Raw genomic sequence first — 26,165 nt, 5'->3', positions numbered from 1 at the left:
GCGATCGCGAACCGTTCCGGCCGATTCGCCCTCTCGGTGTAACCGCGCTCCTACCGTGAGCGCATGGCCAACAACGCGAGCGGCTCCGGCCAGGGCAACCTGAAGCTCGAGCCGCACATGATCCCGAAGCTGCGGGAGGCGTTCCAGAGCGCCCTCGAGCAGCTGCAGCCCCTCACCCGGGGCGGCCAGGACGGCTTGAGCATCAGCAAGCCGGCAATGGCCGATCAGTCCAGTGTCGAGTTCCAGACCGCGTTCAACAAGGTCGCCGGCGACGGTCCCGAGTCGGCCGCACAGGCTCTGACGGAATACGGCCAGCGGCTGGAGAGCGTGCTCAAGCAGCTCGGTGACATCCAGCATGCCTACGACAGCAACGAGCACCAGACCGCCGCCGAGCTGAGCCGCCAGCTGGGGTCGTGACCGGGTCATGACCGACCAACGCCTGGCCGGCCTGTCCCACCAAGAGCTCTGGAACCTCGCTCACGGTGGAGACCCGGCCGCCGCCACCACCAGCCAAGCCAACTTCTCCAGGACCGCACAGGTGCTGGAGAACATCGCCAAGACGCTCAATGCGCCGCTCGGCGAGCTCGGGCTGGGCTGGCAGGGGCAGGCGGCCGACGCCGCACGGGGCGGAATCGGCCAGCACGCGCAGTGGGCCGAGGCGGCGGCCGGGCGCGCCAACACCGCCGCCGGCCAAGCCGGTCAGCAGGCCGCCAGCGCGCGCACCGTGATCGCCGAGATGCCGCCGCCGCCCAGCGGGCCGCCGGCCGCCGGGGCCAACTGGGCACAGGTGGAGGAGGCGCAGGCCAACGCCCGGCTGCGGGCACTGGAGCTGATGCGGGGACACGCCGACGAGTGCGCCCGGACGCGCCCCACCGACACGTTCACCCGGCCACCCACCGCCGGCACCTCGGCCGGTGCGGCCACGACCGGGGTCGGTCGTTCCACCGGCCGGGTGGGTTCGGCCGGCGTGGAGCACGCACCCTCCACCAACCCGGCCGCCACCGAGCGGGGAGTGCCCTCGGCGAGTGCTGGCCGGGCCCGCACGGTGTCCAGGGCGGGTCTAACGGAAGCACCCGGGACCGGCGGCGTGGCGCGCGGCGCACCGTCGGCCAGCACCGGCACCCGCCCGGCCTCGGTCGAGCCGTACCAGCCCGGCCGGGGTGGCCAGGTCCCCGCCGGTTCCCCGGAGTTCGGTGCCGCCGGCGCGGTCGGGGCGCAGCCGGGCCGGGTAGCCAGGTTCCGCGAGCTGCCCGGCGGACAGGGCTGGCTCGGCGCACCGGGTGCCGGTGGCCCTGGCCGTTCCGAGCGCGTCGCCCCGGTGCCCGGGACGCCGAGGCAGGGCTCCGGTGCCGGCACCGGGTCGGCGGGGCCGGCGGCCCTCGGCCGGCGGGGCGGGTCCGGCCTGCGCCCCCGAGGCGGCCCACCGACGAACCCGGCCGGTCAGGTCGGTGCCGACAACGCGGGGCCGCACGGGCCGGCGCAACCCGGGATCGACCCGTCGATGATGCCGCCCATGCTCGGCGGTGCCGGGTTCCACGACACGGAGCGCGAGCAGCACGAGCGGCTGGGCTACCTACTGGACGAACACGACATATTCGGCGAGAACGGAGGGGTGGTCCCACCGGTGATCGGATCATGACAGCCGCACCTGAGCTGGACCGTCGGTACCGAGGCCCGGCCCGCCGGGTGCTCACCGCGGTGGAGTTCGACGTGCTGTGGGAATGGCTCGGCCTTGGCGCCACGCCGGTGGTGCTCCGGCTCGACTCGCCGGGGCGCACCCACAGCGAGCGACGCGGCATCGTGGCCAGCGGCTGGCAGGGCCTGCGCCAGCGGGGCCTGGCCGACCTCAGCGGACCGGATCCGGAGGTAGTCCGGCTGATGCACCTGCTCGCGGTGCCGACCCATCAGGTGGAGCTGCGGATGCGGCTGGGCCGCGAGCTGCGGGCGGTGGCCTCGTCCCGGCCCGGAAGTACCGCGCTCGCCGTCCGCCAGGACTCGACGGTGACCTTGACCAGCGCGTCCGGCCCGGTCGACGCGACGCTCGGCGCGCTGCCGAGCACACCGGCCGGTGCAGGGCACTCGGTCACCCTGCCCAGCGCCGACCTGGAGGCGGCCACGACGGAACTGACCGCCGGCGGCTCGATGTCCGACGTGCTCATCGAGCGCGGGGTCGACGCCGAGGAGGCCGCGCTGGTCGAGTCGGTGCTGCGCGGCACCACCCGGCGGGGGCAGCTCAGCGTGCTGGCCGCCGACCAGTGGGGGGTGCTGCACCGGCTGCGCAAGGTGCTCGGTCTGCTGGACACCCCGCGCGGCCGGTACCTGATGCAGCGTGGCACCGCGGCCGACGGGGTGGAGTGGACCACGCTCGCCCCCACCGACCTGACCCGGCTGCGGTACCGGATGGATGCCCTGCTGACCGAGGCGCAGGCGCGCGCCGGCCGCAACTGACCAGCGCGCCGCCGCTGAGCCGCCCTGGTGCACTGGTCAGTTGCGGCCGAGCTGGTCGAACCCGGCCAGCACCAGGGGCAACGCCCGCAGCTCCGAGGTCGAGTGGTCCACCGGCCCGACGTCGACCAGCACGGCCGCACCGCCGGCGGTGAGCACCTGGCGTTGGCAGAAGCTCGAGTTGGCGATCGGAACATCCAGGTCGCCGCTCGCCGCGTACAGCCGCACCGGTACCTCGGCGCGCCAGTCGCAGCTGCTGTCCGCCACCGCGAGCGCCTCGGCCAGCGGCCCGGTCGGGTTACGCAGCAGGTTCAGGAACTCCGGGGTGAACAGCTCGGCCGGGGTGCCCGGCAGTGCGGCCAGCACGCTGTCGCCACTGTGGTTGCCGTCCAGCAGCTCGGGCGCGGTGCGGTCGTAGGGCGCCCGGAACGCCTGCTGTGGGGTGTCGTAGAGGTGGTGCAGCCTGTTCCACGCGACGGCGAAGTAGGCCAGGTAGGCCGAGCCGTGCTCGATGCCCGTGGTGACCGCGGTGTGCAGGGTGGCGCTGACCTGGAACGGGCCGGCGATCGGGTCCACGGCGGCCAACCGGAAGCTCGGGTCCACGCCGCGCCGCAGCTCCTTGCCCACCGCCATCGCGGCCTGCCCGCCCTGCGAGTGGCCGCTGACCAGCACCTGCCCGTCCAAGCCCGGACCACCTCGGCGGCCCGGCCCGGGTCGCTGTGCCAGCGCCCTGGTGGCCCGGAGCGAGTCGACGGACGCTGTCACGGTGGACGGCAGGTCGAGGTACGGGTGGAAGCCGGGGCCGGTGCCGAGGCCGAGGTAGTCCGGGGCGGACACCAGGTACCCGGCGGCGGCGAACAGCACCGCGGCCGCCCGGTCCGAGCCGTCCGCTGTCCTCGAGCCGACCTCGTCGCGGGCCGCGATGGTGCCGTGCTGCCAGGACACCATCCGCCGCTCCGTGCTGGGGCTCTGACCGGGCGCGGGGGTCGGCGTGGTCACCAGCGCGCTGGCCGTGGTGGGTCGGCCGGTCGGGTCGACCGTGGCGTAGCTGATCCGGCTCGCGTCGACGCCGAACCGCACCCGGGAACCGTCCACACCCTGGCCGGCCAGGTAGGCACGCACCCGCCCGGCGGTCAGGCTCTCCAGCGGTTGGACCGACAGCAGGGCGCCCCGGGTGCCGGGCGGCGTTACTCCGGGGGCCGGGGCTCCCGGGTCGGGGACGGCGGCCGGTGGGGCGGCTGCCGATGGGGCGGCTGCCGATGGGGCGGCTGCCGGTGGGACGGCGGCTGGTGGGACGGCTGCCGGTGGGGCGGCGGCCGGCCGGTCCGGCTCGGTGCCGCAGGCGGCCGAGGTCGCCAGCAGCGCGACCACGGCGACGGCGGTGGCACCGGCGCGCAACAGTGCGTTTGTCATGTCCCACACGCTGCCGCCCGCCGGCGCCCGGAACACGCCGAGCAGCCCCCCGGCCCGGGGTGAGGCTGGCCCCACCCCGGGAACGGGACGCGAACTAGTGGGTCGGCGCCGGGCTCACGTGCCCGACCAGCCCGGAACGGGCCTCCGGGGCCGCGATCCGCGCCTTGTCGGCGGCGTCGTCGTCCTCCTGGGCCTGCGAGGCGCGCTCGGCCTCCACCCGCGCGGTGTAGATCTCCACCTCGCGTTTCACCGTGTCGCCGTCCCAACCGAGCACACTGGCCATCAGCTCGGCCACCGGCTGGGCCGACTCCACCCCGCGGTGGGCGTATTCGATGGAGATCCGGGTGCGCCGGGCAAGGACGTCGTCCAGGTGCAGCGCGCCCTCGTGGCTGGCCGCGTAGACCACCTCCACCTGCAGGTAGTCCGGCGAACCGGGGATCGGCGCGAGCAGCTCCCTGCGGTCGTCGGTCAGTGCCAGCACCTGGTGCAGCAGCGAGCCGTAGCGGTTGAGCAGGTGGGTCACCCGGTGCGGATGCAGGCCGTAGCGGGCGGCGATCTGCTCGGCCTGGTTGACCAGCGCGTGGTACCCGTCCGCGCCGATCAGCGGCACCTTGTCGGTGATCGACGGCGCGACCCGGCGCGGGATGTCCACGGCGGCCGCGTCGACGGCGTCGGCGGCCATCACCCGGTACGTCGTGTACTTGCCGCCCGCGATCGCCACCAGACCCGGGGCCACCCTGGCCACCGCGTGCTCACGGGACAGCTTCGAGGTCTGCTCACTCTCCCCGGCCAGCAGCGGCCGCAGCCCGGCGTAGACGCCCTCGATGTCGTCGTGGGTGAGCGGGGTGACCAGCACCTTGTTGGTGTGCTCGAGGATGTAGTCGATGTCGCCCCTGGTCGCCGCCGGGTGCGCCAGGTCGAGGTGCCAGTCGGTGTCCGTGGTGCCGATCAGCCAGTGGCTGCCCCACGGGATGATGAACAGCACCGACTTCTCGGTGCGCAGGATGATGCCGGTGTCGGACACGATCCGGTCCCTGGGCACCAGGATGTGCACGCCCTTGGACGCCCGGACCCGGAACCGGCCCCGGCCGCCGGCCAACTGCTGCAGCTCGTCGGTCCACACCCCGGTGCAGTTGATCACGACGCTGGCCGAGATCTCGGCCTCCTCGCCGTTCTCGGTGTCCTTCACGCGCACGCCGGAGACCCGGTCCGCCTCCCGCAGGAAGCCGATGACCTGGGTGGAGTTGCGCACCACCGCGCCGTAGTGCGCCGCGGTTCGCGCCACGGTCATGGTGTGGCGGGCGTCGTCGGCCTGCGCGTCGTAGTAGCGCACCGCGCCGATCAGCGAGTCCGGCCGCAGCGCCGGTGCCATCCGCAGCGCACCGGAGCGGGTCAGGTGCTTCTGCCGGGGTACCGCGCGGCCACCGGCCATCACGTCGTAGAGGGTCAGCCCGGCGGTGACGTACGGCCGCTCCCAGAACCGCCCGTGCAGCGGGTAGAGGAAGCTCACCGGCTTGACCAGGTGCGGTGCCAGCCGGGTGAGCATCAGCTCGCGCTCCCGCAGCGCCTCGTGAACCAGTCCGAACTCCAGCTGCTCCAGGTAGCGCAGGCCGCCGTGGAACAGCTTCGAGGACCGCGACGAGGTGCCGGCGGCGAGGTCCCTGGCCTCCACCAGTGCCACCCGCAGCCCCCGGGTCGCCGCGTCCAACGCGGTTCCCGAGCCGACCACGCCGCCGCCGATCACCAGCACGTCGAAATGTTGACCGGCCAGCTCCCGCCAGCTGGCCTCCCGCTGCTCCGGTCCCAGACGACCAGGATCGGGTATCGCTGCCAGCTCCATCGTCACGCCCTCCGCTGTCATGGCTCTCGGTCCGCCACGCTACTCAGCCGCGGCACCTAAATCCGGCGTGGGACGGGGGATAAATTGCGCAGTTGCCCCATCCGGTACTCCCCGCGACCGCCCGGCTACAGCACGCCGCCGAATCGCCCCGTTATCCGGGATTTGTCAGGGTTGTCAGGGGCGCGCGGCTAGATCGCGCCCTCGGCGCGCAGCTCGGCGATCTCCCGCGCCGAGTAGCCCAGCGAGCTCAGTACCGAGTCGGTGTGCTCCCCCACGTCCGGGATCGGGTCCATCCGGGGTGTGCCGCCCGTGAAGGTCACCGGTGGCAGCAGCGCGGCCAGCGGACCGACCGGCGAGCCGACGTCCACCCACCTGCCCCGATCCCCCAGCTGCGGGTGCTCGATGAGCTCCGCGACCCCGTTGCGGCGGGCGTGCGCGATCCGGGCGGCCTCCAGGCGGCGGTCCAGCTCGTCGGCCGGCAGCGCGGTGAACACCTCCTCGATCGCCACCCGCAGCTCGTCGCGGTGGGTGACCCGCGCGGTGTTGCTGGCGAACCGGTGGTCGCCGGTCAGCTCCGGGCGGCGCAGCACCTGGGCGCAGAACGCCACCCACTCCCGGTCGTTCTGGATCGCGATCACGACATCTGTGCCGGCCGTGGCGAACGGCCCGTACGGCGCGATCGCCGCGTGGCTGGCGCCGGCCGGCGTGAGGGCCCGCCCGCCGTAGCGCGTGTAGTACAGCGGGAAGCCCATCCACTCGGTGAGCGCGTCGAACAGCGACACCGACAGCGCGCCACCCCGCCCGGTGCGCTCCCTGGCGAACAGTGCGGTGAGGATGCCGGAGTAGGCGTACATGCCGGCCGCGATGTCCGCCGCCGGGATCCCCGCCTTGGCCGGCTGCTCCGGCGTACCAGTGATCGACACCAGCCCGACCTCGGACTGGATGAGCAGGTCGTAGGCCTTCGCATCGCGGTACGGCCCGTCCTCGCCGTACCCGGAAACCGAACAGCAGACCAGCCTCGGGTACCGCTCGGTGAGCACGTCGGCGCCCAGTCCGAGGCGGGCCGCCGCGCCGGGCGCGAGGTTCTGGATGAACACGTCGGCCCCGGTGAGCAGCCGGTCCAACAGCTTGTCCGCCGCCGGGTGCTTGAGGTCGAGCGTGAGGCTCTCCTTGGACCGGTTGAGCCAGACGAAGTGGCTGGACATGCCCTTGACGGTGGTGTCGTAGTCGCGGGCGAAGTCACCGACGCCAGGGCGTTCCAGCTTGATCACCCGGGCGCCGAGGTCGGCCAGGTGCCGGGTGGCCAGCGGGGCCGCAACGGCCTGCTCCAGGGAGACGACGGTGATGCCTTCGAGCGGGTAGGTCATGACTACAGGCTAATCAAGATCATCGTGGCGCATCAGCTGCCGGCTGGCCTCGGTGATCGAGCCGGACAGCGACGGGTAGACCGAGAACGTGTAGGCCAGGCCGTTCACCGTGAGGTTGTTCTGCACCGCCATCGCGATGGGCAGGATCAGCTCGCTGGCCACCGGGGCCACCACGACACCGCCGATCACCACACCGGTCGCCGGGCGGCAGAACAGCTTCACGAACCCGCGCCGCAGACCCTGCATCTTGGCCCGGGGGTTGGTGCCCAGCGGCAGCATGATGGTCCGCGCCGGCACCTCGCCCGAGTCGATGGTCGCCTGGCTGATCCCCACGGTGGCGATCTCCGGGCGGGTGAACACCGCCGACGCCACCGTCTTCAGCTTGATCGGCGCGACGCCCTCGCCGAGCGCGTGCCACATCGCGATCCGGCCCTGCATCGCGGCCACCGAGGCCAGCATCAGCACCCCGGTGCAGTCACCGGCCGCGTACACCCCGGGCGCGGTGGTCCGGGACACCCGGTCGACCGGGATGAACCCGCCCCGGTCGGTGTTGACGCCGACCCGGTCCAGCCCGAGATCGGTGGTGTTGGGCACCGAGCCGACGGTCATCAGCGCGTGGGAGCCGGTCAGCGTGGACCCGTCGGCGAGCGTGACGACGACCCCGTCACCGTCGCGCCGCACGGAGTCCGCCCTGGTCCGGGGCAGGATGTTGACGCCGCGCTCGGCGAAGACGTCCTCCAGCACGGTGGCCGCGTCGGCGTCCTCGCCGGGCAGCACCCGGTCGCGGCTGGACACCAGGGTGACCGGTACGCCCAGCTCGGTGTACGCCGAGACGAACTCCGCGCCGGTGACCCCGGAGCCGATCACGATCAGATGTTCGGGCAGCTCGCGCAGGTCGTAGAGCTGGCGCCAGGTGAGGATCCGCTCGCCGTCCGGCGCGGCGGCCGGCAGCACCCTCGGCGTCGCACCGGTGGCCACCAGCACCACATCGGCGGGCAGGTCCTGTTCCGCGCCGTGCGTGGGCCGCACCCGCACCGCGTGCGGCGCGTTGTCCGGCGGCTGCGCTGCGAACGAGGCGGCGCCGGCCAGCAGCCGCACACCCTCGCGCTCCAGCCGGTCCCGTACGTCGGCGGACTGCGCTCTGGCCAGCGACTCCACCCGGGCGTTGATCCGGGCCAGGTCCACCAGGGCGACACTCGGGTCGGCGTCGACACCCAGCTCCGCCGCTCGCCGCAGCTCCACCCGGACACCGGCGGAGGAGATGAAGGTCTTGGACGGCACGCAGTCGTCCAGCACGCAGGCACCGCCCATGCCGTCCCGCTCGACGACGGTCACCTGGGCACCGTGCTGGGCCGCGACCAGCGCCGCCTCGTACCCCGCCGGTCCGCCACCCATGATCACAATCCGGCTCATCCGGCAGCTACCCTCCGCGCCCGCACCCGCGGGCGCCCTCGGCGGAACCTACGACCATGACCCTAGAGCGTGGCCATACCGCCCCCGGCGGCCCCGGCCCCGATCAGGCCCGCGAGCCGGCCGCCCGTTCGGAACGGCGCTGGCCTACGCTGTCCGCGTGTCGCTCTACGCCGCCTACGGGTCGAACATGGATCCCGCTCAGATGAAAGAGCGGTGCCCGCACTCCCCCATGTCCGGCACCGGCTGGTTGATGGGCTGGCGGCTGACCTTCGGCGGTGAGGACTACGGGCCCGAGGGCGCGCTGTCCACCGTGGTCGAGGACGAGACCTCGCAGGTGTTCGTCGTGCTCTACGACGTCCCCGACCAGGACGTCGCCACCCTGGACCGGTGGGAGGGCGGCGAGCTCGGGCTGCACAAGAAGCTGCGGCTGCGGGTGCACACCCTGCAGGGCACTGAGCTGGCCTGGCTGTACGTGCTGGACGCCTACGAGGGCGGCCTCCCCTCGGCCCGCTACCTGGGCGTGATGGCCGACGCCGCCGAGCAGGCCGGCGCACCCGACGACTACGTCCAAGCCCTACGCACCCGCCCCAGCCGCAAGGTAGGCCCCTAACCACCCCCGAACCTCCCGCGAGTCGGGGCTCTCAGCACACTGTGTCGGGACTCTCAGCACACCCGTTGCCCGTGCCCGCGTTGTACGAACGCGCCGTGGAGCACGCGGTCCAGCCGTTGGTTGTCGACCAGGTCGGCGCTGGTGACCGCCAGCACGATCCAGCCACGCCGCCGAAGGTCTTCCGCACGGCGCTTGTCGGCGAGCACACGGTCGGCATGCACCGCGTAGCCGTTGTACTCCAACGCGATGCGCAGGTCCGGCCACGCCAGGTCGAGCCGGTAGAGCAAGGCGCCGTCCGGCGAGTAGAGCGGCCAGTTTGCCGAGGGCGGCGGATAACCCAGGTCCACCACTTCGAGTAGCAGCCAACTCTCCGGCGGTGACTCCGCTCGGCCGGTGGCCAGTCCGAGCAGCCGAGCCCCCCGCCTGGTACCGCGTGGATCGCGGCGGCGGGCGAGGCGCTGATCGACTTGGGCGCGGAACCGCTCACGCTCCTCCTCGGGCAGCGCCGCCAGCATCTGGTCGAGAACCGCAATGGCGTCGCGCGGTCGAGCAGTGCAGAGCAAATCACAACCCACCCGCTCCACAGTGAGCGTGCGCAGGCCGTCCAGCTCGATCACGTCATCGCCTGGCAGCGGGCCGTTGTGCACGACCAGGCCCGCACGGCTCCGCGACGGATGCCCGTACGGCACGAGTACATGGGTGCTGGTCGCGTCGATCGCCGTGCACCCGTGCAGCCAGGCCGCCGACGGGCCGGCGATCACCGACGATGGGCCGTGCAGCAAGAGAGCGGCCGCGGACCGGGTACGTACGTCGAGCTCGCGTTTCGACTCGACCAGGACCCGCTGCCACAGCCGTTGCAGAGCACCATTACCGAGCGCCGCCCGCACCCGGTAGCGGCCGACTCGTTCGATCAGGTCGGCCTGTAAGTAGGCACCGTGCAAACCACCGCCGCCGTCGCTATCCATCGCTCAACGGTGCCGACTACGGGCGGGCTATGGAGGAGCCTGACTCGTGTCTGTGGATAAACGCATGCGGTGTGGATAACGTCGCGCGCATCGGTGTGCTGAAACGCGCGACTCAGTGTGCTGAGAGTCCCGACTCGCGGAAGGTCGGCGGGGTGGGGTCAGGCGGCGAGGCTGGCCAGGGCGGCGTGGACCAGGACGCGGACGCCGACCGGCAGCGCACGCTCGTCGAGGTCGAAGGTCGGCTGGTGCAGGTCCTTCTGCGGGCCGTCGCCGGACCACACCCCGAGTCGCCCCATCGCGCCGGGGACGTCCTCCAGGTACCAGGCGAAGTCCTCGCCACCGCTGGACTGCTCGGTGCTGGTCGCGCCGTCCGGGCCGACGGCCGCCACGGCGGCGTCGTGCAGCAGCCCCGCGCTCAACGGCTCGTTGTGCACCGGGGGCACCCCACGGCGGTGATCCAGCACGTAACCCACCCCGAGCGGGGCCAGCAGCGCCCCCACCAGGGACCGGACCAGCGGCTCCAGCTCGGTCCAGATCCGGTGGTCACCGGTGCGCAGCGTGCCACGCAGGACACCGTTCTGCGGCACCGCATTCGCGGCGGAACCGGCCTCGACGGCGCCCCACACCAACACGGTGCCGGAGCGCGGGTCGAGCCGGCGGGACAGCAGGCCGGGGAGCTGGGTGATCAGCAGACCCAGGGCGTACACCAGGTCAGCGGTCAGGTGCGGGCGCGAGGTGTGCCCACCAGGCGAGGTGAGGCTGATCTCCAGCAGGTCGCACGCGGAGGTGATCGGGCCGGCCTTCGTGCCCAGCTGGCCGACCGGGAGCCGAGGGTCGCAGTGCAGCGCGAAGATCCGCTCGACATCCTTGAGCGCACCGCTGGCCACCATGTCCAGTGCGCCGCCGGGTTGCACCTCCTCGGCCGGCTGGAAGATCAGCCGGACCCGGCCGGGCAGCATCGGGGCCTCGGCCAGGGCCAGCCCGGCGCCCAGCAGCATGGCGGTGTGCGCGTCGTGACCGCAGGCGTGCATGGCGCCGTCCATGGTCGAGGCGAAGCTCAGCCCGGTCATCTCGCGCAGCGGCAGCGCATCGAGGTCGGCGCGCAGTGCGACGCAGTGGTCGCCGGCGCCGACGTCGCAGATCAGACCGGTGCCGGCGGCACCTACCTTCGGACTCAGTCCGGCCTCGGTCAGTCGGGCCGCCACGAGCGCTGTGGTCAGCCGTTCCTGCCGGGCGAGCTCGGGGCGCGCGTGTATAGCGCGCCGCCAGGACACCAGATCGCGGTTGTGCGTCGCGAGCCAACTGTCCAGCCAGCCTGGCCCCTTGCCCTGGCCCATGTCGGTCACCGGCTCAATCGGGCCGATCGCCTGCGCAGCCAGTACTTCGGTGCGCGCATCAAGCACAGACACCGGTACCACCACCGATTCAATCCGTTCGATGTCAACGTTGACCCAGGTGGCCGATTCATCGCCTTGTGGGCGTGACCGCCACCCCGACCATCGTCGCTATCCGTGCAATGGTGCATCACCCGGATGGCCGGAATCACTAGAATCCGGCCGTTCTCGGATTCCTCGCGCTCAAGTGTTACTGATCTGCTGCGGACGGCTAGGCAGGTCAGACAACCGGTAGTATCTGAGCCGACGAGCGGACAGTGATATCGCTCACCGGTCAGCTCCGGCGAGGCCGGCCCGCGGGCTGCCGCCAACTCCCGAGGCTCACCGCCGCGAGGGTCCCAGCCGGCCGCTCACCGCACGCCGGGCCGATGCCGAACGCCCCGGCGTCACCCGGTCCCGAACGGCCGATTCGGCCGGGTTCGGCGCCGCCGGCGAGAAAAACGGTGACCGAGGCACGCAGGGTGCAACAGCATCGGGAGAATGGCGCACATGTCCGAATCCGGGTCTACCCCAGAGGAGACCGAGCCGCGCCGGATCGCCGGCCGGTATCGGCTCACCGCGCCGCTGGGCAGCGGCGCGATGGGGACGGTCTGGGCCGGGTACGACGAAGTGCTGCACCGCTCGGTGGCCATCAAGGAGCTGAAGGTGCCGCCCGGGGTGCCGACCGGCGAGGTCGCCTCGATGCGCGAGCGCATGATGCGCGAGGCACGCACCCTCGGCGGGCTGTCGCACCCCAACGTGATCACCCTGTACGACGTGGTGGACGTGTCCGGTGACCCGTTCGTCGTCATGGAGCTGCTGCCCAGCCGGAACCTGTCCGAGGTGATCGGCGAGCAGGGCCGCCTCGGTGTCGGGCAGGCCGCCTCGGTGGGGCTGGCGATGACCGCCGCGCTGCAGGCCGCGCACCGGGCCGGCATCACCCACCGGGACGTCAAGCCCGGCAACGTGCTGGTCGCGCACGACGGGCGGATCAAGCTCACCGACTTCGGCATCGCCCGCAAGACGAACGACGTCACCATGACCCAGACCGGGCTGGTACTCGGCTCACCGGCCTACATCGCGCCGGAGGTGGCCTCCGGGCTGCCGGTCACCCCGGCGGCGGACCTGTGGGGCCTCGGCGCCACCCTGTTCGCCGCCGTCGAGGCCCGGCCGCCCTACGACGTGGACGGCGACCCGGTCAAGACGGTGACCGCGGTGGTGCACGCGCAGGTACCCAGGGTGCAGATGGGCGGCCCGCTCGGCGAGGTGATCTCCGCGCTGATGGTCAAGGACCCGGAGCGGCGGATGTCGCTGGTCGAGGCGCGGCGCAGGCTCCGGCCGCTGCTCGCCGACCCGGACGACCCGCTCTTCCCCGGCTCGGTGGACGCCTACTCGCCGCCGCCCGCCCCCACCGCGGACCGGATCGGCGAACCGGCGGAGGTCGGCGAGTCGTCGAACCGGGCCGGCTCGCCGAACCAGGCCGGCTCGCCGAACCGGGCCGGCTCGCCGAACCGGGCCGGCTCGCCCACCCGGGCCCCGAGTGCCTCGGGCGCGGCCGCGCGAGGCTCCGCGTCGAGCGCGCCGCCCCGGCCGAGGCCCAGTCCGACCCCCGCCCCGTCCGGCCAGTGGTCCGGCGCCGCCCCGCTCGCCCCGGATCCCGGGCCGCTGCCCACCTCACCCCGGGGCGGCGACCACGGTCCCGGCAGCCAGCCCATGGGCAACCAGGTGATGAACAACCAGGGGATGCGCGCCCGGCCCAGCTGGCAGCCGGCGCCGCCGGTCCGGCCACCGGTGAACCGGCCGGTACCACCACCCTCACTGGCCCACCCGCAGGCCGGGGCGAGCAGCCGCTGGGCACTGCCGTTGGTGCTGGTCGGCGCCCTGGCGGTGGTACTGGGGGCGGCCGGCGGCTGGACCGGCACCCGGGTGCTGGTCGGGCAGTCCCCGCTGACCACCGCGGTGGTCAGCCCGGCCGGCGGCAGCAGCACGGCCACCCCGATGACCAACCACGTCGACTCCGCGCAGCGCTACGGCGCCGGCGCGCTGAACTTCACCGCCTCGGTGCCGGCCGGCTGGGAGGAGTACCGACTGATCGGCGCGAACAACGTGGCCTCGGTGCGGTTCGTGAGCCCGGACGGCGCGCGCGAGGTGCGCGTCGACAAGTTGGTGGGCACCCGCACCCAGCCCGCGACGGCCGCCGACTTCAGCAACGGGCTCACCGCCGGGGTGCTCGGCGTGGCCAAGGTCGTCGTGCAGCAGGTGCCGCCCAACCAGGTGCGGTACTGGTCCGACCGGACCGGTTCGCAGGGCACCTCCAGCCGGTTCAGCTACGCCCAGCTCATTCCGGTCGGCGACGACGTGTGGGTGGTCCAGCTGACCGTGCCCGCGGACCGGGCCGGCGCCGAGTCCGAGCAGCTGTTCGCCACCATCGCCCAGGGGTTCCAGCCGTGAACCGGCGGGCACCGAACCTGAGACCGACCCCGAGGGAGCCGCGACCTTGACCACCACTCCGGACAGCCCGGCACACCCGACCCACCCGGGGAACACCGTCGATCCGGAGAGCCTGGCGGCCGATGCCGCCGCCGGGTTGGCCGCCCGCACCGGGGTGGACCGGCACGACGTGGCGGTGGTGCTCGGCTCCGGGTGGCGGCCGGCGGCGGACGCACTCGGTACGCCGATCGCCGAGGTGGCGATGTCGGAGCTGCCCGGGTTCGTCCCGCCCGCCGCGGTCGGGCACGGCGGCACCATCCGCTCGCTACTCGTCGGGTCGCACCGCGTGCTGGTCCTGCTCGGCCGCACCCACCACTACGAGGGCCACGGGATCGCGGCGGTGGCGCACGCGACCCGCACGGTGGCCGCCGCCGGCTGCCGGCTGGTGGTGCTCACCAACGCGGCCGGTGGCATCCGGGAGGGCCTCGCCGTCGGCCAGCCGGTGCTGATCAGCGACCACCTGAACCTGACCACCCGCTCACCGCTGGTCGGCGCGCGGTTCGTCGACCTCACCGACCTGTACTCGGCGCGGCTGCGCGCACTGGCCCAGCGCATCGACGGATCGCTCGAGGAGGGCGTCTACGCCGGCCTGCCCGGCCCGCACTTCGAAACCCCGGCGGAGATCCGGATGCTGCGCACGATGGGCGCCGACCTGGTCGGCATGTCCACCGTGCTGGAGGCGATCGCGGCGAGGGCAGCTGGGCTGGAGGTGTTCGGGCTGTCCCTGGTGACGAACCTGGCGGCCGGGCTGAGCGGGCAACCGCTGAGCCACCAGGAGGTCATCGAGGCGGGTGACGCGGCGGCCGGCCGGATGGGCGAGCTGCTGCGCGAGCTGGTGACCCAGGCGTGAGCGGGCTGGGCGGGCGCGGGGTCGGGGCGTGAGCCGGGCACGGGGCGAGACGTGAGCCTGACGCCGGCGGTCCGGGATGCGGCGCTGCGCTGGATCGCTGACGACCCGGACCCGGCCACCCGGGACGAGCTGCAGCGGTTGCTCGCCGCGGCACTGGCCGGCGCCCCCTTTGCGCCGGCGGAGGACCTCGCCGAGCGGATGGCCGGCATGCTGCGCTTCGGCACCGCGGGGCTCCGTGGACCGGTGCGCGCCGGCCCGGCCGGGATGAACGTCGCCGTGGTGCGCCGCGCCACCGCCGGGCTGGCGAGCTGGCTGGGCGCGCACGGGCACGGCGGCGGCACGGTGGTCATCGGCCGGGACGCCCGGCATGGCTCGGCCGAGTTCGCGGTGGCCGCCTCGGAGGTGCTCGCCGGCGCCGGGTTCCGGGTGTACGCGCTGGCCACGCCGCTGCCCACGCCGGTGCTGGCCTACGCGGTACGCGCCCGCCAGGCCGTCGCCGGGGTCCAGATCACCGCGTCGCACAACCCGCCGGCGGACAACGGGTACAAGGTCTACCTGTCCGACGGCGCTCAGCTGGTCGAGCCGGCCGACGCCGAGATCGAGGCCGCCATCGCCGCCGCGCCGGCGGCCCGCTCGATCGACACCGCGCCGGTCACCCCGATCGACCCCGCCGACCTGCTCGAGGAGTACCTGGACCGGGTCGCGCGGCTGCCCCGGGGCACCGCCCGAGCGTTGCGGATCGCGCTCACCCCGATGCACGGGGTGGGCGGTGCGGTCGCGGTGCACGCGCTGCGCCGCGCCGGGTTCGACGACGTGCACGTGGTACGCGGCCAGGCCGCCCCGGACCCGGACTTCCCGACGGTGGCGTTCCCGAACCCCGAGGAGCCGGGCGCCACCGACGCGCTGCTCGCGCTGGCCGCCGAGGTGCACGCCGACCTGGCCGTGGCGCTCGACCCGGACGCGGACCGCTGCGCGCTCGGCGTGCCGGACCCGAGCCGCCCGGGCGGCTGGCGGATGCTCACCGGCAACGAGACCGGCGTGCTGCTCGGTGATCATCTACTGGCCACGTCGGACCGCGCCGTGCACCCCGACCCGCTGGTGGCCACGACGGTGGCGTCCTCGACCCAGCTGCGCGCGGTGGCCGCCGCCCGCGGCGCCCGGTACGCCGAGACGCTGACCGGGTTCAAGTGGATCGTCCGGGCCGGCGAGGGGTTCGTGTTCGGCTTCGAGGAGGCGCTGGGGTACTGCGTCGACCCGGACGCGGTGCGGGACAAGGACGGCATCGCCGCCGCGGTGCTGGCCGCCGACCTGGCCGCCACCCGCCGCGCCGCCGGCGGCTCGCTACTCGATGCGCTCGACGAGCTGGCGATGGCACACGGCGTGTACCTGACCGAGGCGGTGACCGTGCTGGTGACGCCGGAGCAGCGCGCCGAGGCGGTGGCCCGGCTGGCCAGCGGACCCGGCGGGCCGGCCGGCGCCGGTGAGCTGAGCCGCCCGGCACCGGACGTGTTCGTACTGACCGGCCCACGCACCCGCGCGGTGATCCGGCCGTCCGGTACCGAACCCAAGCTGAAGGCCTACCTGGAGGTCGTCGAGCCGGCGCCGGCGGACACCCCCGCGCTGTGGGCCGCCCGGGGACGGGCACGGGACCGGCTGGACACACTGCGCGCGCAGGTCAGCGCCATGATCGGTGCGCCGGAGGCACGGCCGGCCGGCGGGACCGAACTTACCGGCCAGTAGAGTCGCTGTGCGTGGACCGGCACGCCCGGTGCGTCGAGCTCGGGGCGGCACACTGTCCCCGTGCCCACGCTGTTGATCGTCCACCACACGCCGTCGCCGGCCACCGCCGAGATGTTCGACGCGGTGCTGCGCGGCGCCACCGACCCGGAGATCACCGGCGTGGACGTGGTGCGCCGCGCCGCGCTGGCCGCCACCGCCTCGGACGTGCTGGCCGCCGACGGGCTGATCCTCGGCACGCCGGCGAACATCGGCTACATGTCCGGCGCGCTCAAACACTTCTTCGACCAGGTGTACTACCCGGTGCTCGACGACACCCGGGGCCGGCCGTACGGGCTGTTCGTGCACGGCAACCTGGGCACCGAGGGCGCGGTGAAGGCGGTCGGGTCGATCGCCGACGGGTTGGACTGGAAGCAGGTGTGCGCCCCGGTGGTGGTCACCGGCAGCCCGGACAAGAAGGCGCTCGAGGCGTGTTGGGAGCTCGGAGCCACGGTGGCCGCCACCCTGATGGACTGACTCAGCGGTCCTCGGCGGGCGAGACGGCGGCGAGCTTGCGCTCCACCAGCTCGTAGTTGCTGATCTTGTAGTCCAGCGCGTCCAGGCTGGTCTGCAGGCGCGCCATCCGGCGTTCGACGTCGCGGCGGTACTCGACCAGGATCTGCTTGCGCCGCGCCGTGGTGGCCTCGGTGCGCACCCGGCGGAGCGCGGCGTACTCGCGCAGCGCCCGGAGCGGGATGCCGGTGTCCCGCATCCGGTTGAGGAAGTCGAGCCAGTCGAGGTCCTCCGGCCGGTACGCGCGGCGGCCGGCCGAGTTGCGCGCCGGCGGGTCGATCAAGCCGATCCGTTCGTAGTATCGCAGCGTGTCGGCGGACATGCCGCTGCGCGCCGCCACCTCCGCGATGGTGAAGCTGGACTGGCCGGTCCCCGGCGTGGGGGCCGAGGGCCGCACTGTGGTCGTCACGGGTCCGACGGTAGGCGCTGGAGTGCACTCCAGGTCAACCGCTACCGGGCCGGCGCGCGCGGTTGGGTTAGCCTCCCCGAATGCCCCGCCCGAAGGTCCACGACGAGGCGCTGCGCGTTCGGTTGCTCGAACAGGCGGTCCGCACCCTGTCCGAGGACGGGCCGGACGCGCTGAGCCTGCGCAAGCTCGCCGCCCAGGTCGGTACCTCGACCACGGCGGTGTACTCGCTGTTCGGCGGCAAGCCGGAGCTGCTGAATGCGGTGTACGAGGAGGCGTTCGCCCGGTTCGGCCAACGCCTCGATGCGGTCGAGCCCACCGCCGACCCGATCGCCGACCTGGCCGCGCTCGGTGCGGCATACCGCGCGAGCGCGCTCGAGGAGCCGCACTTCTACCAGGTGATGTTCGGACCGGTGGGTGGTGCGATGACACCGGAGCCGGACTCCGTCGTACGCGGCCTGGCCACCTTCCGCCCGCTGCTGGACGCGGTGCGGCGGGCCATCGACGCCGGGCTGCTGATCGACGAGGACCCGGTCCGAATCGCCGCCTCGATGTGGGCCACCGTGCACGGGCTGGTCTCGCTCGAGCTGCGCGCGCTGTTGCCGGCCGGCTCCGGCGAGCCGACGGAGCTGTACCGGTTCGCCTTCCGCGCGTTGGGCAACGGCTGGCGCACCGCGCCGGACGCCCAGCGGTCAGGTGCTCAGGCCGCTCAGAACGGGCCGAACTGACGGTCCCCGGCGTCGCCGAGGCCGGGCACGATGAACTTGTCCTCGTTCAGGCACTCGTCGACCTGCGCGGTGACCACCCGGACCGGCAGCCCGCTCGCCGCGACCGTCTCCAGTCCCTCCGGGGCAGCCAACACACAGATTGCGGTGATCGACGTCGCGCCCCTGGCCATCGCCAGCTCCACCGCGTGCACCAGGGTGCCGCCGGTGGCGAGCATCGGGTCGAGCAGGAACACCGGGTGCCCGACCAGCGACTCGGGCAGCGAGGCCATGTAGGGCACCGGCCGGTGGGTGCGCTCGTCCCGAGCCGCGCCGACGAAACCCATCCGCGCCTGCGGCAGCAGCTCCAGCGCGGCCTCGGCCATGCCCAGCCCGGCGCGGAGCACCGGCACCAGCAGCGGTGGCTTGGCCAACCGGTAGCCGGTTGTGCTGGTCAGTGGGGTGTCGATCGAGGCGCTGACCAGCTCGGAGTCCCGGCAGGCCTCGTACACCAGCATGCCGGTCAGCTCACGCAGCGCGGCACGGAACGCCGCGTCGTCGGTGTGCCGGTCGCGCAGTGTGGACAGCCAGGTCTTCACGAGCGGGTGATCCACCGCGAGCAGGTCCATGCCGGGAACCGTACTGGCCGGTCGCTCGGCCCCATGCCGTGTATCGCCCTCCGCCCGCGCAAATCCCCCGGCGGCGGCGGCGGACCCTCCTACGTCGAGCGGACGAAGTCGGCGATCACCTCGGCCAGGGCGGGGCCGGCGTCCTCCTGCAGGAAGTGGCCGGCGCCGGTGATCGTCGGGTGCTCGCGGCCGAGCGCGCCGGGCATCGTCCGCTTCAGGATCGGCGCCATCGCGGCGGTGATCGGGTCACCGTCGCTGAACGGGCAGAGGAACGGGATGTCCAGCGTGCGCAGCACTGCCCAGGCCGCCCGGTTGGCCTCCGTGGCCGGGTCGTCCGGTCGGGTGGGCACCAGCGTGGGCATCACCCGGGGGCCGACCTTGTACGACTCGTCGGGGTAGGGCGCGTCGTAGGCGGCCAGCACGGCCGGCGTCGGCGCGTGCCGGCAGCCGCTGGCCACCAGCCGGGCGATGTCCAGCGCCGGGGCCTTCTCCACGGCCCGCCGGAACTGCCACCACACCTCCGGCATGTCCACGTCGCCGGTGGGCAGCCCGGTGTTCGCCGCGACCACCCTGGCGAACCGGTCCGGCTGCTCGGCCACCAGGCGCAGGCCGATCAGCCCGCCCCAGTCCTGCCCGACCAGCGTCACGTCCCGCAGCTCGAGTACGTCGAAGGCCAGCGCCCGGATCCACTCCACGTGCCGCGCATAAGAGTGATCGGATGGCTCAGTCGGCTTGTCCGAACGGCCGAACCCGACCAGGTCTGGCGCAACAACGCGCAACCCGGCGTCCGCCAACACGGGGATCATCATCCGATAGAGGAACGACCATGTGGGTTCACCGTGCATCAGCAGAGTGACCGGACCACTTTTTGGTCCGGCCTCAATGTACGCTATTCGCAATGTGGATCCGTCATCATCTGACAGTTCCGCATAACATGGGTCGTAATGGAAATCAGGTACCGAACCGAATAGATCCTCGGAAGTACGCAGGGTCCGCATGGCCTGATCCTGCCACCCTGAGGGTCCTCCGGTCTGCTCCCCAGGGTACCGACCCGTGCAATATGTTGCAAGCGGCAACATTTTTGGGAAATCGTCGCCACCTGCGGTTATGTCAACGCGGCCGACCGCGGGTGGGCGCCGGGGGGTCACGCACACGGACGTCTCTCAGTCAAGTCACCCACAGTGACCCGTGAGCCTGACCCAAACGGGTGGTATCCGTGAATGAGTGACACGTTCTCCCCTCTCGGCCCGCTGTACTTATGAGGAGACAGTCGTCAGGAGGTGATCAAAGTGCCAGAGCACGCACAAGCAAATGCAGCATTGGTTGCGGCGGCGGAGCAACTCGGGCAATGCGATGGCTATATTGTTCTCGCCGTTGATCCGCAGACGGGGGAGGTCGATGCGCACGGCCCGTACGACGGTATGGCGGCCACATTAAAGGCGGATCGCCTTCGCCATGAATTCGACGAGGGCGGCCTCACGGACGTCAGCGTCGGCGTGGTCCGGCTGCACGACGCGAGCTGATCTCCGGGTTCCCCGCACCGAGCGTTCCGCCGGGTCGGCCCCACCGGGCCGACCCGGCGATCCACCCGGGAGGTCGGTGACCGACCCCGGGACTCGGCGTCCGGGGCACGCCGGGACCCGGTGGGTGGCGAGGGCTGGCTACCCTGCGAGCCGTGGCCATGGACATCGTGCCGATTCAGCTCTCGCTGACCGCCGGCGACCTCATCACGCTGTGGGCGCCCCGGTGGCGCGAGGACGGCGAGGAGTGGGAAGGCTTCCTCGGCGACGAGGAGGCGGTGCACGCCTTCCCGGACACCGCCGCGCTGGCGGCGTACGTGCGCACGGTCAGCGATCACGATCTGAACGACCATCCGGCCTGGCCGCAGGTCCTGCAGCTCACCGTGGCCGAGCTGGTGCCCGAGGAGGACCAGTGCTACGACCTGGTCGGCGTACCGGAGATCGTGGCCGACGAGCCGGACACCTGGACGGTCAGCGAGCTGGCCGGGATCACCACACTGGTCCGCTCACTGGCCGACACCTGTGAGCTCACCGCCGTGCACGAGGTACTGAACGCCGCTGAGGGGTTCGGCCTGCTGGAGCGCGGCACCTGGGCGTTCAACGGCCGTGAGGGCGGCAAACTCTGGGAGCAGCTGGCCGACACCATCGTGGCCCGCTGGGACGAGGTCATCGACGCGCTGGACGCGGTGGTGATCGTGCCGGAGGTCGACCCGACCGCGCTGGCCACCGCCCGCCGGGAGCTGGCCGCCGAGACCGGCGTGGTACTCACCGAACCGGACCCGGACGCCGCGGCGGACCCCGAGGCCGGGGCGGCCACCACACCCCCGGCCACTACCACCACCGAGGTCAGCGAGGCGGTGGCCTTCTGGGAGTCGGTGGGCATCGACCCGATCCTGATCAGCGCCAAGGATGTCGACCACTACACGCTGCGCTGCTACCTCAACGACAAGCCGGTGTTCCTCGGCAGGGACGGCCTGATCGACGCGCTGCCCTCGGCCCGCGCACTGGTCCGCCACCTGGCCGAGGCCGGCGCCGACGGGCACGACCTCACCGCGACCTCCACCTGGCCGGAGGTCATCGCCAAGGCCGCGGCCGGCGAGCTCGTCGTGGAGCTCGACCCGCAGAACACCTATCAGCTCTCCGGACTGGGCGAGGACCTCGCGGACGGCCCGACCGACGTCGACCCCAGCCAGCTCGACCTCGGCGTCGAACTGCTGCTCGACGTGGGTGAGTGGGCCGGCGACGAGACCGCCGCGATCGCACTGCGGCCGTCGCAGAGCCTCGGCTGGCTGACCTCGTTCGTGCTCCGCCCGGACCCGACCCGGCTGGCCCCCAGCCCGCCGTTCGACGCCGAGGCGCAGCGGTGGAACGCTCTCGTCGACGGCCTGGTCCAGCGCCTCCGCCGCCCCTGACCGGGCTCAGCCGATCAGCTCGGCGTACCTCGGCTTGATCACGTCGTTGATCAGCGCGAGCCGCTCGTCGAAGCCGATGAACGCGCTCTTCATCGCGTTCACGGTGAACCAGCGCAGGTCCGCCCAGCCGTAGCCGAAGGTGTGCGCCAGGTCGGTCAGCTCGCTGGTCATGCTGCAGCCCGACATCAGCCGGTTGTCGGTGTTCACCGTGACCCGGAACCGCAGCCGGGCGAGCAGGCCGATCGGATGGTCGGCCATCGACTTGGCGGCGCCGGTCTGGATGTTCGACGACGGGCACATCTCCAGCGGGATCCGCTTGTCCCGCACGTACGCGGCGAGCCGGCCGAGCGTCACCTGGCCGTCCGACCCGACCGACACGTCGTCGACGATGCGCACGCCGTGCCCCAGGCGGTCCGCGCCGCACCACTGCAGCGCCTCCCAGATGGACGGCAGCCCGAACGCCTCGCCGGCGTGGATGGTGAAGTGCGAGTTCTGCTGCCGCACGTACTCGAACGCGTCCAGGTGCCGGGTGGGCGGGAACCCCGCCTCCGCCCCCGCGATGTCGAAGCCGACCACACCGGCGTCGCGGTACCGCACGGCGAGCTCGGCGATCTCCCGGGACCGTGCGGCGTGCCGCATCGCGGTCAGCAGACAGCCGACCCGGATCCGGTGCCCGGCCGTCGCGGCCCGCGCGGTGCCGAGCTGGAAACCCTCCAGCACCGCCTCGACCACCTCCTCCAACGCCAGCCCCCGCTCGGCGTGCAACTCGGGGGCGTAGCGGATCTCGGCGTAGACCACGCCGTCGGCGGCCAGGTCCTCGGCGCACTCGGCGGCGACCCGGACCAGCCCGGCCCGGTCCTGCAGCACGCCGACGGTGTGCGCGAAGGTCTCCAGGTAGCGCTCCAGGGAGCCGGAGTCGGCCGCTGAGGTGAACCAGGCGCCGAGTTCGCCGGGATCGCGGGTGGGCAACGACCGGTAACCGCTGGACTCCGCCAGCTCAACGACTGTGCTCGGTCGTAGCCCACCGTCCAGATGGTCGTGGAGCAGCACTTTTGGCGCAGCGCGGACGTGCTCGTAGGTGAGCGGGACCGGAACCTGGTTCACAACTGTCACCCTTCCGTCCTATACCCCCACCTATTGGGTGAGGCAAGTCGAACCGCCCAACCCGTGGGAGTGACGCTCAGCTACTCGATACGCTGTCAGCGTCAGCTCCCCCTTTCCGTTCGACGAAAGCGTCAACGCCGTGAGTGATCAACAGACCCTGTCGTTCGATCGGATGCGCAGCATGCTGATGCGTGCCGCTGAGATCCGCGACAGCGAACAGCAGCAGATCTTCGACTCCCTGGACGAGATCCACGCTCGGCTCGCGACGCTCGATGCGCTCGGCTCCATGCGCAAGCGGCTCGCCGAGCTCCCGGACCGCACCGAGGTCAGCGTGCTGGCCGAGCGGCTGGACGAGACGGTGGCCAAGCTCGACGCGCAGGACGCCTCGGTGGCCGCTGTCGGCCGCTCGGTGGACGCGCTCGTCGACCGCTTGGCCAAACCGTTCGCGCAGCTGGACGGCCGCCTCGACGGTGTGTCCGGCCGGATGGAGGGCATTGCCGGGCGGATGGAGGGCCTGGACGACAAGCTCGCCGGCCTGCACAAGCGCCTGGACGACCTGGACAACCGCCTGGACCGCCACGAGCTGCGCCTCGACGGCCTGCCCGGGGCGATCACCGGCCCGGTCAAGGAGCGGCTCAGCGGTTCCGAGAGCGCGCTGCGTGGCCGCCTCGACGAGATCGACGATGCCGTGCGCCACCAGCTCGAGGGCAACCGCGAGGAGTACCGCCGGGCCTCCGAGCAGACCGGCGACGGCCTGCGCCAGCTCATCGGCGAGACCGGCACCGGGCTGCACGGCAAGCTGACCGAGCTGGGCCAGCGCCCCGCGGTCGACCCGACCGACCACTTCAACGCGCTGGCCGCCCGGCTGGACAACCTGGGCAACAAGCTCGAGGACGTCACCAAGCGGCTCGACGCGGTGGACAGCACGGTCGGCGCCCGCCCGGACAAGGAGTCGCTGACCGCACTGGTGCACCACGCGAACCAGGAGTCCGAGCGCCGCAACGCCGGTCAGCTGGACGAGGCGATGGCCACCTTCGCCGAGATCATCCTGGGCCGTGGCCCGGGCGCGCACGCCGCCCAGATGCCGATGCCGGCCCCCCGACCGGCCCAGCGCCGCGGCCGGGCGAAGGCCGCGATCAAGGGACGCAACGGCACCACGCCCGACGAGCCGGTGGACGACCTGCTCGTCGACGACTGATCCACCGGCCGCCGATCGCGGCCCGCTACGCCTCCATCGCCGGACCAGCCACGCCGCTGGTCCGGCGGTGTGGTCTCCAGGGCGGTGTGGTCTCCCGGGCAGTGTCGGTCCACCCGGGGCGGTGTCGGTCCCCGGGGCGGTGCCGGTCCCCGGGGCGGTGCCGGTCCCCGGGCCGCTCAGGGGCTCGCTACCGCCGGGCGGGGCTCGACGACCAGGTTGGACCCGGTGACGCCCCAGCGGCCCGCTCAGCGGCCTGTACGACGGCTTCCTGGTGCTGACCGGCTATGACCGGTCGCGGCCCCGGGGCGGCCGCGCGAGCGGCGGCCGCGCGATCCCGGGGGCGGCCGCGCGAGCGGCGGCCGCGGGACCGGTTACGGCTGGGTCGCACTGCCGAGCGCGGCAAGCACGAGCGGCGGCCGGCCCGGGGTGGGCGCGCCCTCGGGAGCCAGCCGCGGCCCTCCGGCCAGCGCGGCCCGGGCGGCCGGCAGCGAGTGGGGCCGGTCGGTGTGCAGCTCGAGCAACGGCTGGCCGGCGACCACCGGCTCACCGATCCCGACCAGCAGCCGGATCCCGGCCGCCGCGTCCACCGCGTCCTCCTTGCGCGCCCGCCCGGCACCGAGCAGCCAGGCCGCCACGCCCACCGGGTACGCGTCCCAGCCGGCGAGCACCCCGTCCCGCTCGGCGAGCAGCGGCTCGACGGTCCGGGCCTCGGGCAGGGCCGCGTCCGGGTCACCGCCCTGGGCGGCGATCATGGCCCGCCACACCGGCTCGGCGGCGCCGCTGGCCAGTACTTCGGCGGGGTCCGGTCCGTGCGGCGGCCCGAGCCCGACCAGCGCGAGCATCTCCCGCGCCAGCCGCACGGTCAGCTCCACCACGTCCGGCGGACCGCCGCCGCGCAGCACCTCGACCGCCTCGGCGACCTCCAGCGCGTTGCCGACCGCCCGACCGAGCGGGACCGACATGTCGGTGATCAGCGCGGCGCAGCGCAGTCCGTGCGCGGCCGCGATGTCGAGCATCGCGGTGGCAAGTTCCCGGGCCTGCTCCGGTGTCTTCATGAATGCCCCGGAGCCGACCTTCACGTCCAGCACCAGTGCGTCGGCGCCCTCGGCGATCTTCTTGCTCATGATCGAGCTGGCGATCAGCGGCAAGGACTCCACGGTGGCCGTTACGTCGCGCAGTGCGTAGAGCTTGCGGTCCGCCGGCGCCAGCCTCGGCGTGGTCGCGCAGACCACGGCACCGACCTCGGCGAGCTGGGCGCGGATCTGCTCGTCGGTCAGCTCGGCGCGCCAGCCCGGGATCGCCTCCAACTTGTCCAGGGTGCCGCCGGTGTGTCCCAGCCCCCGCCCGGACAGCTGCGGCACGGCGGCCCCGCAGGCCGCGACCAGCGGGGCGAGCGGCAAGGTGATCTTGTCGCCGACGCCCCCGGTGGAGTGCTTGTCGACCAACGGCCGGCCCCCGGTGGAGAGCACCAGCCGGTCGCCGGAGTCGATCATCGCCTGGGTCCACCGGGCGGTCTCGGCGGCGTCCATCCCGCGCAGCAGGATCGCCATCGCCAGCGCGGCCATCTGCTCCTCGGCCACCGCGCCGGCGGTGTAGCCGGCGACCACCCAGTCGATCTGCTCGTCGGTCAGCCGGCCGCCGTCCCGCTTGGCCTTGATCACGTCAACCGCGTTCGGCGTCATGCGCTCCCCAGGTCAGAGGTCACTCGGAGGTCACTCAGAGGTCACGAGGTCAGGGCAGGTCGGCCGGGCCGAATGCGTCGGGCAGCAGCTCGCGCATCGCCCTGGGGCCGCCCGGGGTGTCCACCAGGCAGTCCGGGCCACCCAGCTCGTAGAGCACCTGCCGGCACCGTCCGCACGGGGTCAGCGCCACACCGTCGCCGGACCGGCAGGCCACCGCGACGAACCGGCCGCCGCCGGTCAACCGGAGCTGCCCGGCCATCGTGGTCTCCGCGCACAGTCCGAGCCCGTACGAGGCGTTCTCCACGTTGCAGCCGAGCACGACGCGCCCGTCGTCGCAGATCGCCGCCGCGCCCACCCGCAGCCCGGAGTACGGGCAGTAGGCGTTGCCCGCCGCCGCCACCGCCGCCGCCCGCAACGCCGCCCAGTCCACCGCGACCGCGCCCACTGCGTTCACC

24 protein-coding genes are annotated in these 26,165 nt (G+C 73.0%); 12 read left to right on the top strand and 12 right to left on the bottom strand.

The features are described from left to right. The first annotated feature begins 63 nt into the window (after positions 1-63). From ACTXG6_RS13325 to ACTXG6_RS13315, 3 genes are read left to right on the top strand one after another with little or no spacing between them, the layout of a single operon-like run. Positions 64-417, top strand: a complete 354-nt coding sequence (locus ACTXG6_RS13325) for a hypothetical protein (protein ID WP_445188098.1) — start codon at positions 64-66, stop codon at positions 415-417. A gap of 7 nt (positions 418-424) precedes the next feature. Beyond that, positions 425-1,639 (top strand): WXG100 family type VII secretion target, encoded by a 1,215-nt coding sequence (locus ACTXG6_RS13320; protein WP_445188097.1) that lies wholly within the window; start codon positions 425-427, stop codon positions 1,637-1,639. Then, positions 1,636-2,448, top strand: a complete 813-nt coding sequence (locus tag ACTXG6_RS13315; RefSeq protein ID WP_445188096.1) for an ESX secretion-associated protein EspG — start codon at positions 1,636-1,638, stop codon at positions 2,446-2,448. Before ACTXG6_RS13320 ends, ACTXG6_RS13315 begins: the two co-directional genes overlap by 4 nt. A gap of 36 nt (positions 2,449-2,484) precedes the next feature. On the opposite strand, the gene ACTXG6_RS13310 is transcribed toward ACTXG6_RS13315, so the two are convergent. The 4 genes from ACTXG6_RS13310 to ACTXG6_RS13295 all read right to left on the bottom strand — a co-directional run bounded on the left by ACTXG6_RS13310 (position 2,485) and on the right by ACTXG6_RS13295 (position 8,478). Continuing rightward, positions 2,485-3,858, bottom strand: coding sequence for a lipase (locus tag ACTXG6_RS13310; protein WP_445188095.1), 1,374 nt, complete (start codon positions 3,856-3,858; stop codon positions 2,485-2,487). 94 nt (positions 3,859-3,952) lie between these two features. After that, positions 3,953-5,719 (bottom strand): glycerol-3-phosphate dehydrogenase/oxidase, encoded by a 1,767-nt coding sequence (locus ACTXG6_RS13305; protein WP_445188094.1) that lies wholly within the window; start codon positions 5,717-5,719, stop codon positions 3,953-3,955. A 167-nt stretch (positions 5,720-5,886) separates the two neighbouring features. Next, entirely contained in the window at positions 5,887-7,065 is a 1,179-nt protein-coding gene (locus tag ACTXG6_RS13300; protein ID WP_445188093.1) for a CaiB/BaiF CoA transferase family protein, read from the bottom strand. A gap of 9 nt (positions 7,066-7,074) precedes the next feature. Further along, on the bottom strand, positions 7,075-8,478 hold the full coding sequence (locus ACTXG6_RS13295) for an NAD(P)H-quinone dehydrogenase (RefSeq protein WP_445188092.1): 1,404 nt from the start codon (positions 8,476-8,478) through the stop codon (positions 7,075-7,077). Positions 8,479-8,635: 157 nt separating this feature from the next. On the opposite strand from ACTXG6_RS13295, the gene ACTXG6_RS13290 reads away from it, so the two are divergent. Continuing rightward, complete coding sequence (locus ACTXG6_RS13290) at positions 8,636-9,088, top strand: gamma-glutamylcyclotransferase (protein ID WP_445188091.1); 453 nt, start codon at positions 8,636-8,638, stop codon at positions 9,086-9,088. A 53-nt stretch (positions 9,089-9,141) separates the two neighbouring features. Here the strand turns inward: ACTXG6_RS13290 and ACTXG6_RS13285 are convergent, their stop codons facing one another. After that, the gene (locus ACTXG6_RS13285) at positions 9,142-10,053 is read right to left on the bottom strand and encodes a hypothetical protein (protein ID WP_445188090.1); all 912 of its coding nucleotides are present in this window, start codon (positions 10,051-10,053) and stop codon (positions 9,142-9,144) included. 158 nt (positions 10,054-10,211) lie between these two features. Then, positions 10,212-11,462, bottom strand: coding sequence for an amidohydrolase (locus tag ACTXG6_RS13280; protein WP_445188089.1), 1,251 nt, complete (start codon positions 11,460-11,462; stop codon positions 10,212-10,214). 474 nt (positions 11,463-11,936) lie between these two features. Between ACTXG6_RS13280 and ACTXG6_RS13275 the strand changes: the two genes are divergently transcribed. The 4 genes from ACTXG6_RS13275 (at position 11,937) to ACTXG6_RS13260 (ending at position 17,019) form a co-directional block, all read left to right on the top strand. Further along, on the top strand, positions 11,937-13,877 hold the full coding sequence (locus ACTXG6_RS13275) for a serine/threonine-protein kinase (protein ID WP_445188088.1): 1,941 nt from the start codon (positions 11,937-11,939) through the stop codon (positions 13,875-13,877). A 112-nt stretch (positions 13,878-13,989) separates the two neighbouring features. Continuing rightward, the gene (locus ACTXG6_RS13270; RefSeq protein ID WP_445189995.1) at positions 13,990-14,766 is read left to right on the top strand and encodes a purine-nucleoside phosphorylase; all 777 of its coding nucleotides are present in this window, start codon (positions 13,990-13,992) and stop codon (positions 14,764-14,766) included. 51 nt (positions 14,767-14,817) lie between these two features. Then, complete coding sequence (locus ACTXG6_RS13265) at positions 14,818-16,506, top strand: phospho-sugar mutase (protein WP_445188087.1); 1,689 nt, start codon at positions 14,818-14,820, stop codon at positions 16,504-16,506. A 60-nt stretch (positions 16,507-16,566) separates the two neighbouring features. Further along, a complete protein-coding gene (locus ACTXG6_RS13260; protein ID WP_445188086.1) occupies positions 16,567-17,019 on the top strand; it encodes a flavodoxin family protein in 453 nt (150 codons plus the stop codon). 1 nt (position 17,020) lies between these two features. Here the strand turns inward: ACTXG6_RS13260 and ACTXG6_RS13255 are convergent, their stop codons facing one another. After that, the gene (locus ACTXG6_RS13255; RefSeq protein ID WP_445188085.1) at positions 17,021-17,464 is read right to left on the bottom strand and encodes a MerR family transcriptional regulator; all 444 of its coding nucleotides are present in this window, start codon (positions 17,462-17,464) and stop codon (positions 17,021-17,023) included. Between the two features lie 80 nt (positions 17,465-17,544). Here ACTXG6_RS13255 and ACTXG6_RS13250 point away from each other — a divergent pair, with 80 nt between their 5' ends. Then, positions 17,545-18,189, top strand: a complete 645-nt coding sequence (locus tag ACTXG6_RS13250; RefSeq protein WP_445188084.1) for a TetR/AcrR family transcriptional regulator — start codon at positions 17,545-17,547, stop codon at positions 18,187-18,189. On the opposite strand, the gene upp is transcribed toward ACTXG6_RS13250, so the two are convergent. Then, a complete protein-coding gene (upp, locus tag ACTXG6_RS13245; protein WP_445188083.1) occupies positions 18,171-18,794 on the bottom strand; it encodes a uracil phosphoribosyltransferase in 624 nt (207 codons plus the stop codon). The two genes, ACTXG6_RS13250 and upp, sit on opposite strands and share 19 nt — an antisense overlap. An 89-nt stretch (positions 18,795-18,883) precedes the next feature. Next, the gene (locus ACTXG6_RS13240; protein WP_445188082.1) at positions 18,884-19,792 is read right to left on the bottom strand and encodes a haloalkane dehalogenase; all 909 of its coding nucleotides are present in this window, start codon (positions 19,790-19,792) and stop codon (positions 18,884-18,886) included. A 291-nt stretch (positions 19,793-20,083) separates the two neighbouring features. On the opposite strand from ACTXG6_RS13240, the gene ACTXG6_RS13235 reads away from it, so the two are divergent. Both ACTXG6_RS13235 and ACTXG6_RS13230 read left to right on the top strand, forming a co-directional pair. Continuing rightward, positions 20,084-20,317: a hypothetical protein gene (locus tag ACTXG6_RS13235; RefSeq protein WP_445188081.1), complete on the top strand. Its 234-nt coding sequence runs from the start codon at positions 20,084-20,086 to the stop codon at positions 20,315-20,317. Between the two features lie 152 nt (positions 20,318-20,469). Beyond that, entirely contained in the window at positions 20,470-21,726 is a 1,257-nt protein-coding gene (locus tag ACTXG6_RS13230; RefSeq protein WP_445188080.1) for a primosomal protein, read from the top strand. A gap of 6 nt (positions 21,727-21,732) precedes the next feature. Here the strand turns inward: ACTXG6_RS13230 and ACTXG6_RS13225 are convergent, their stop codons facing one another. After that, a complete protein-coding gene (locus ACTXG6_RS13225; protein WP_445188079.1) occupies positions 21,733-22,830 on the bottom strand; it encodes an adenosine deaminase in 1,098 nt (365 codons plus the stop codon). A gap of 139 nt (positions 22,831-22,969) precedes the next feature. On the opposite strand from ACTXG6_RS13225, the gene ACTXG6_RS13220 reads away from it, so the two are divergent. Next, on the top strand, positions 22,970-24,028 hold the full coding sequence (locus ACTXG6_RS13220; protein WP_445188078.1) for a PA containing protein: 1,059 nt from the start codon (positions 22,970-22,972) through the stop codon (positions 24,026-24,028). A gap of 371 nt (positions 24,029-24,399) precedes the next feature. On the opposite strand, the gene ACTXG6_RS13215 is transcribed toward ACTXG6_RS13220, so the two are convergent. Both ACTXG6_RS13215 and ACTXG6_RS13210 read right to left on the bottom strand, forming a co-directional pair. Beyond that, positions 24,400-25,710 carry a thymidine phosphorylase gene (locus ACTXG6_RS13215; RefSeq protein WP_445188077.1) on the bottom strand — a complete coding sequence of 437 codons (1,311 nt, stop codon included), beginning with the start codon at positions 25,708-25,710 and terminating at the stop codon, positions 24,400-24,402. A gap of 49 nt (positions 25,711-25,759) precedes the next feature. Beyond that, a complete protein-coding gene (locus tag ACTXG6_RS13210) occupies positions 25,760-26,164 on the bottom strand; it encodes a cytidine deaminase (RefSeq protein ID WP_445188076.1) in 405 nt (134 codons plus the stop codon). Position 26,165 lies beyond the last annotated feature (1 nt).

This window comes from Pseudonocardia sp. Cha107L01, assembly GCF_052566575.1.
This window is presented reverse-complemented; position numbering and strand designations above follow the sequence as displayed.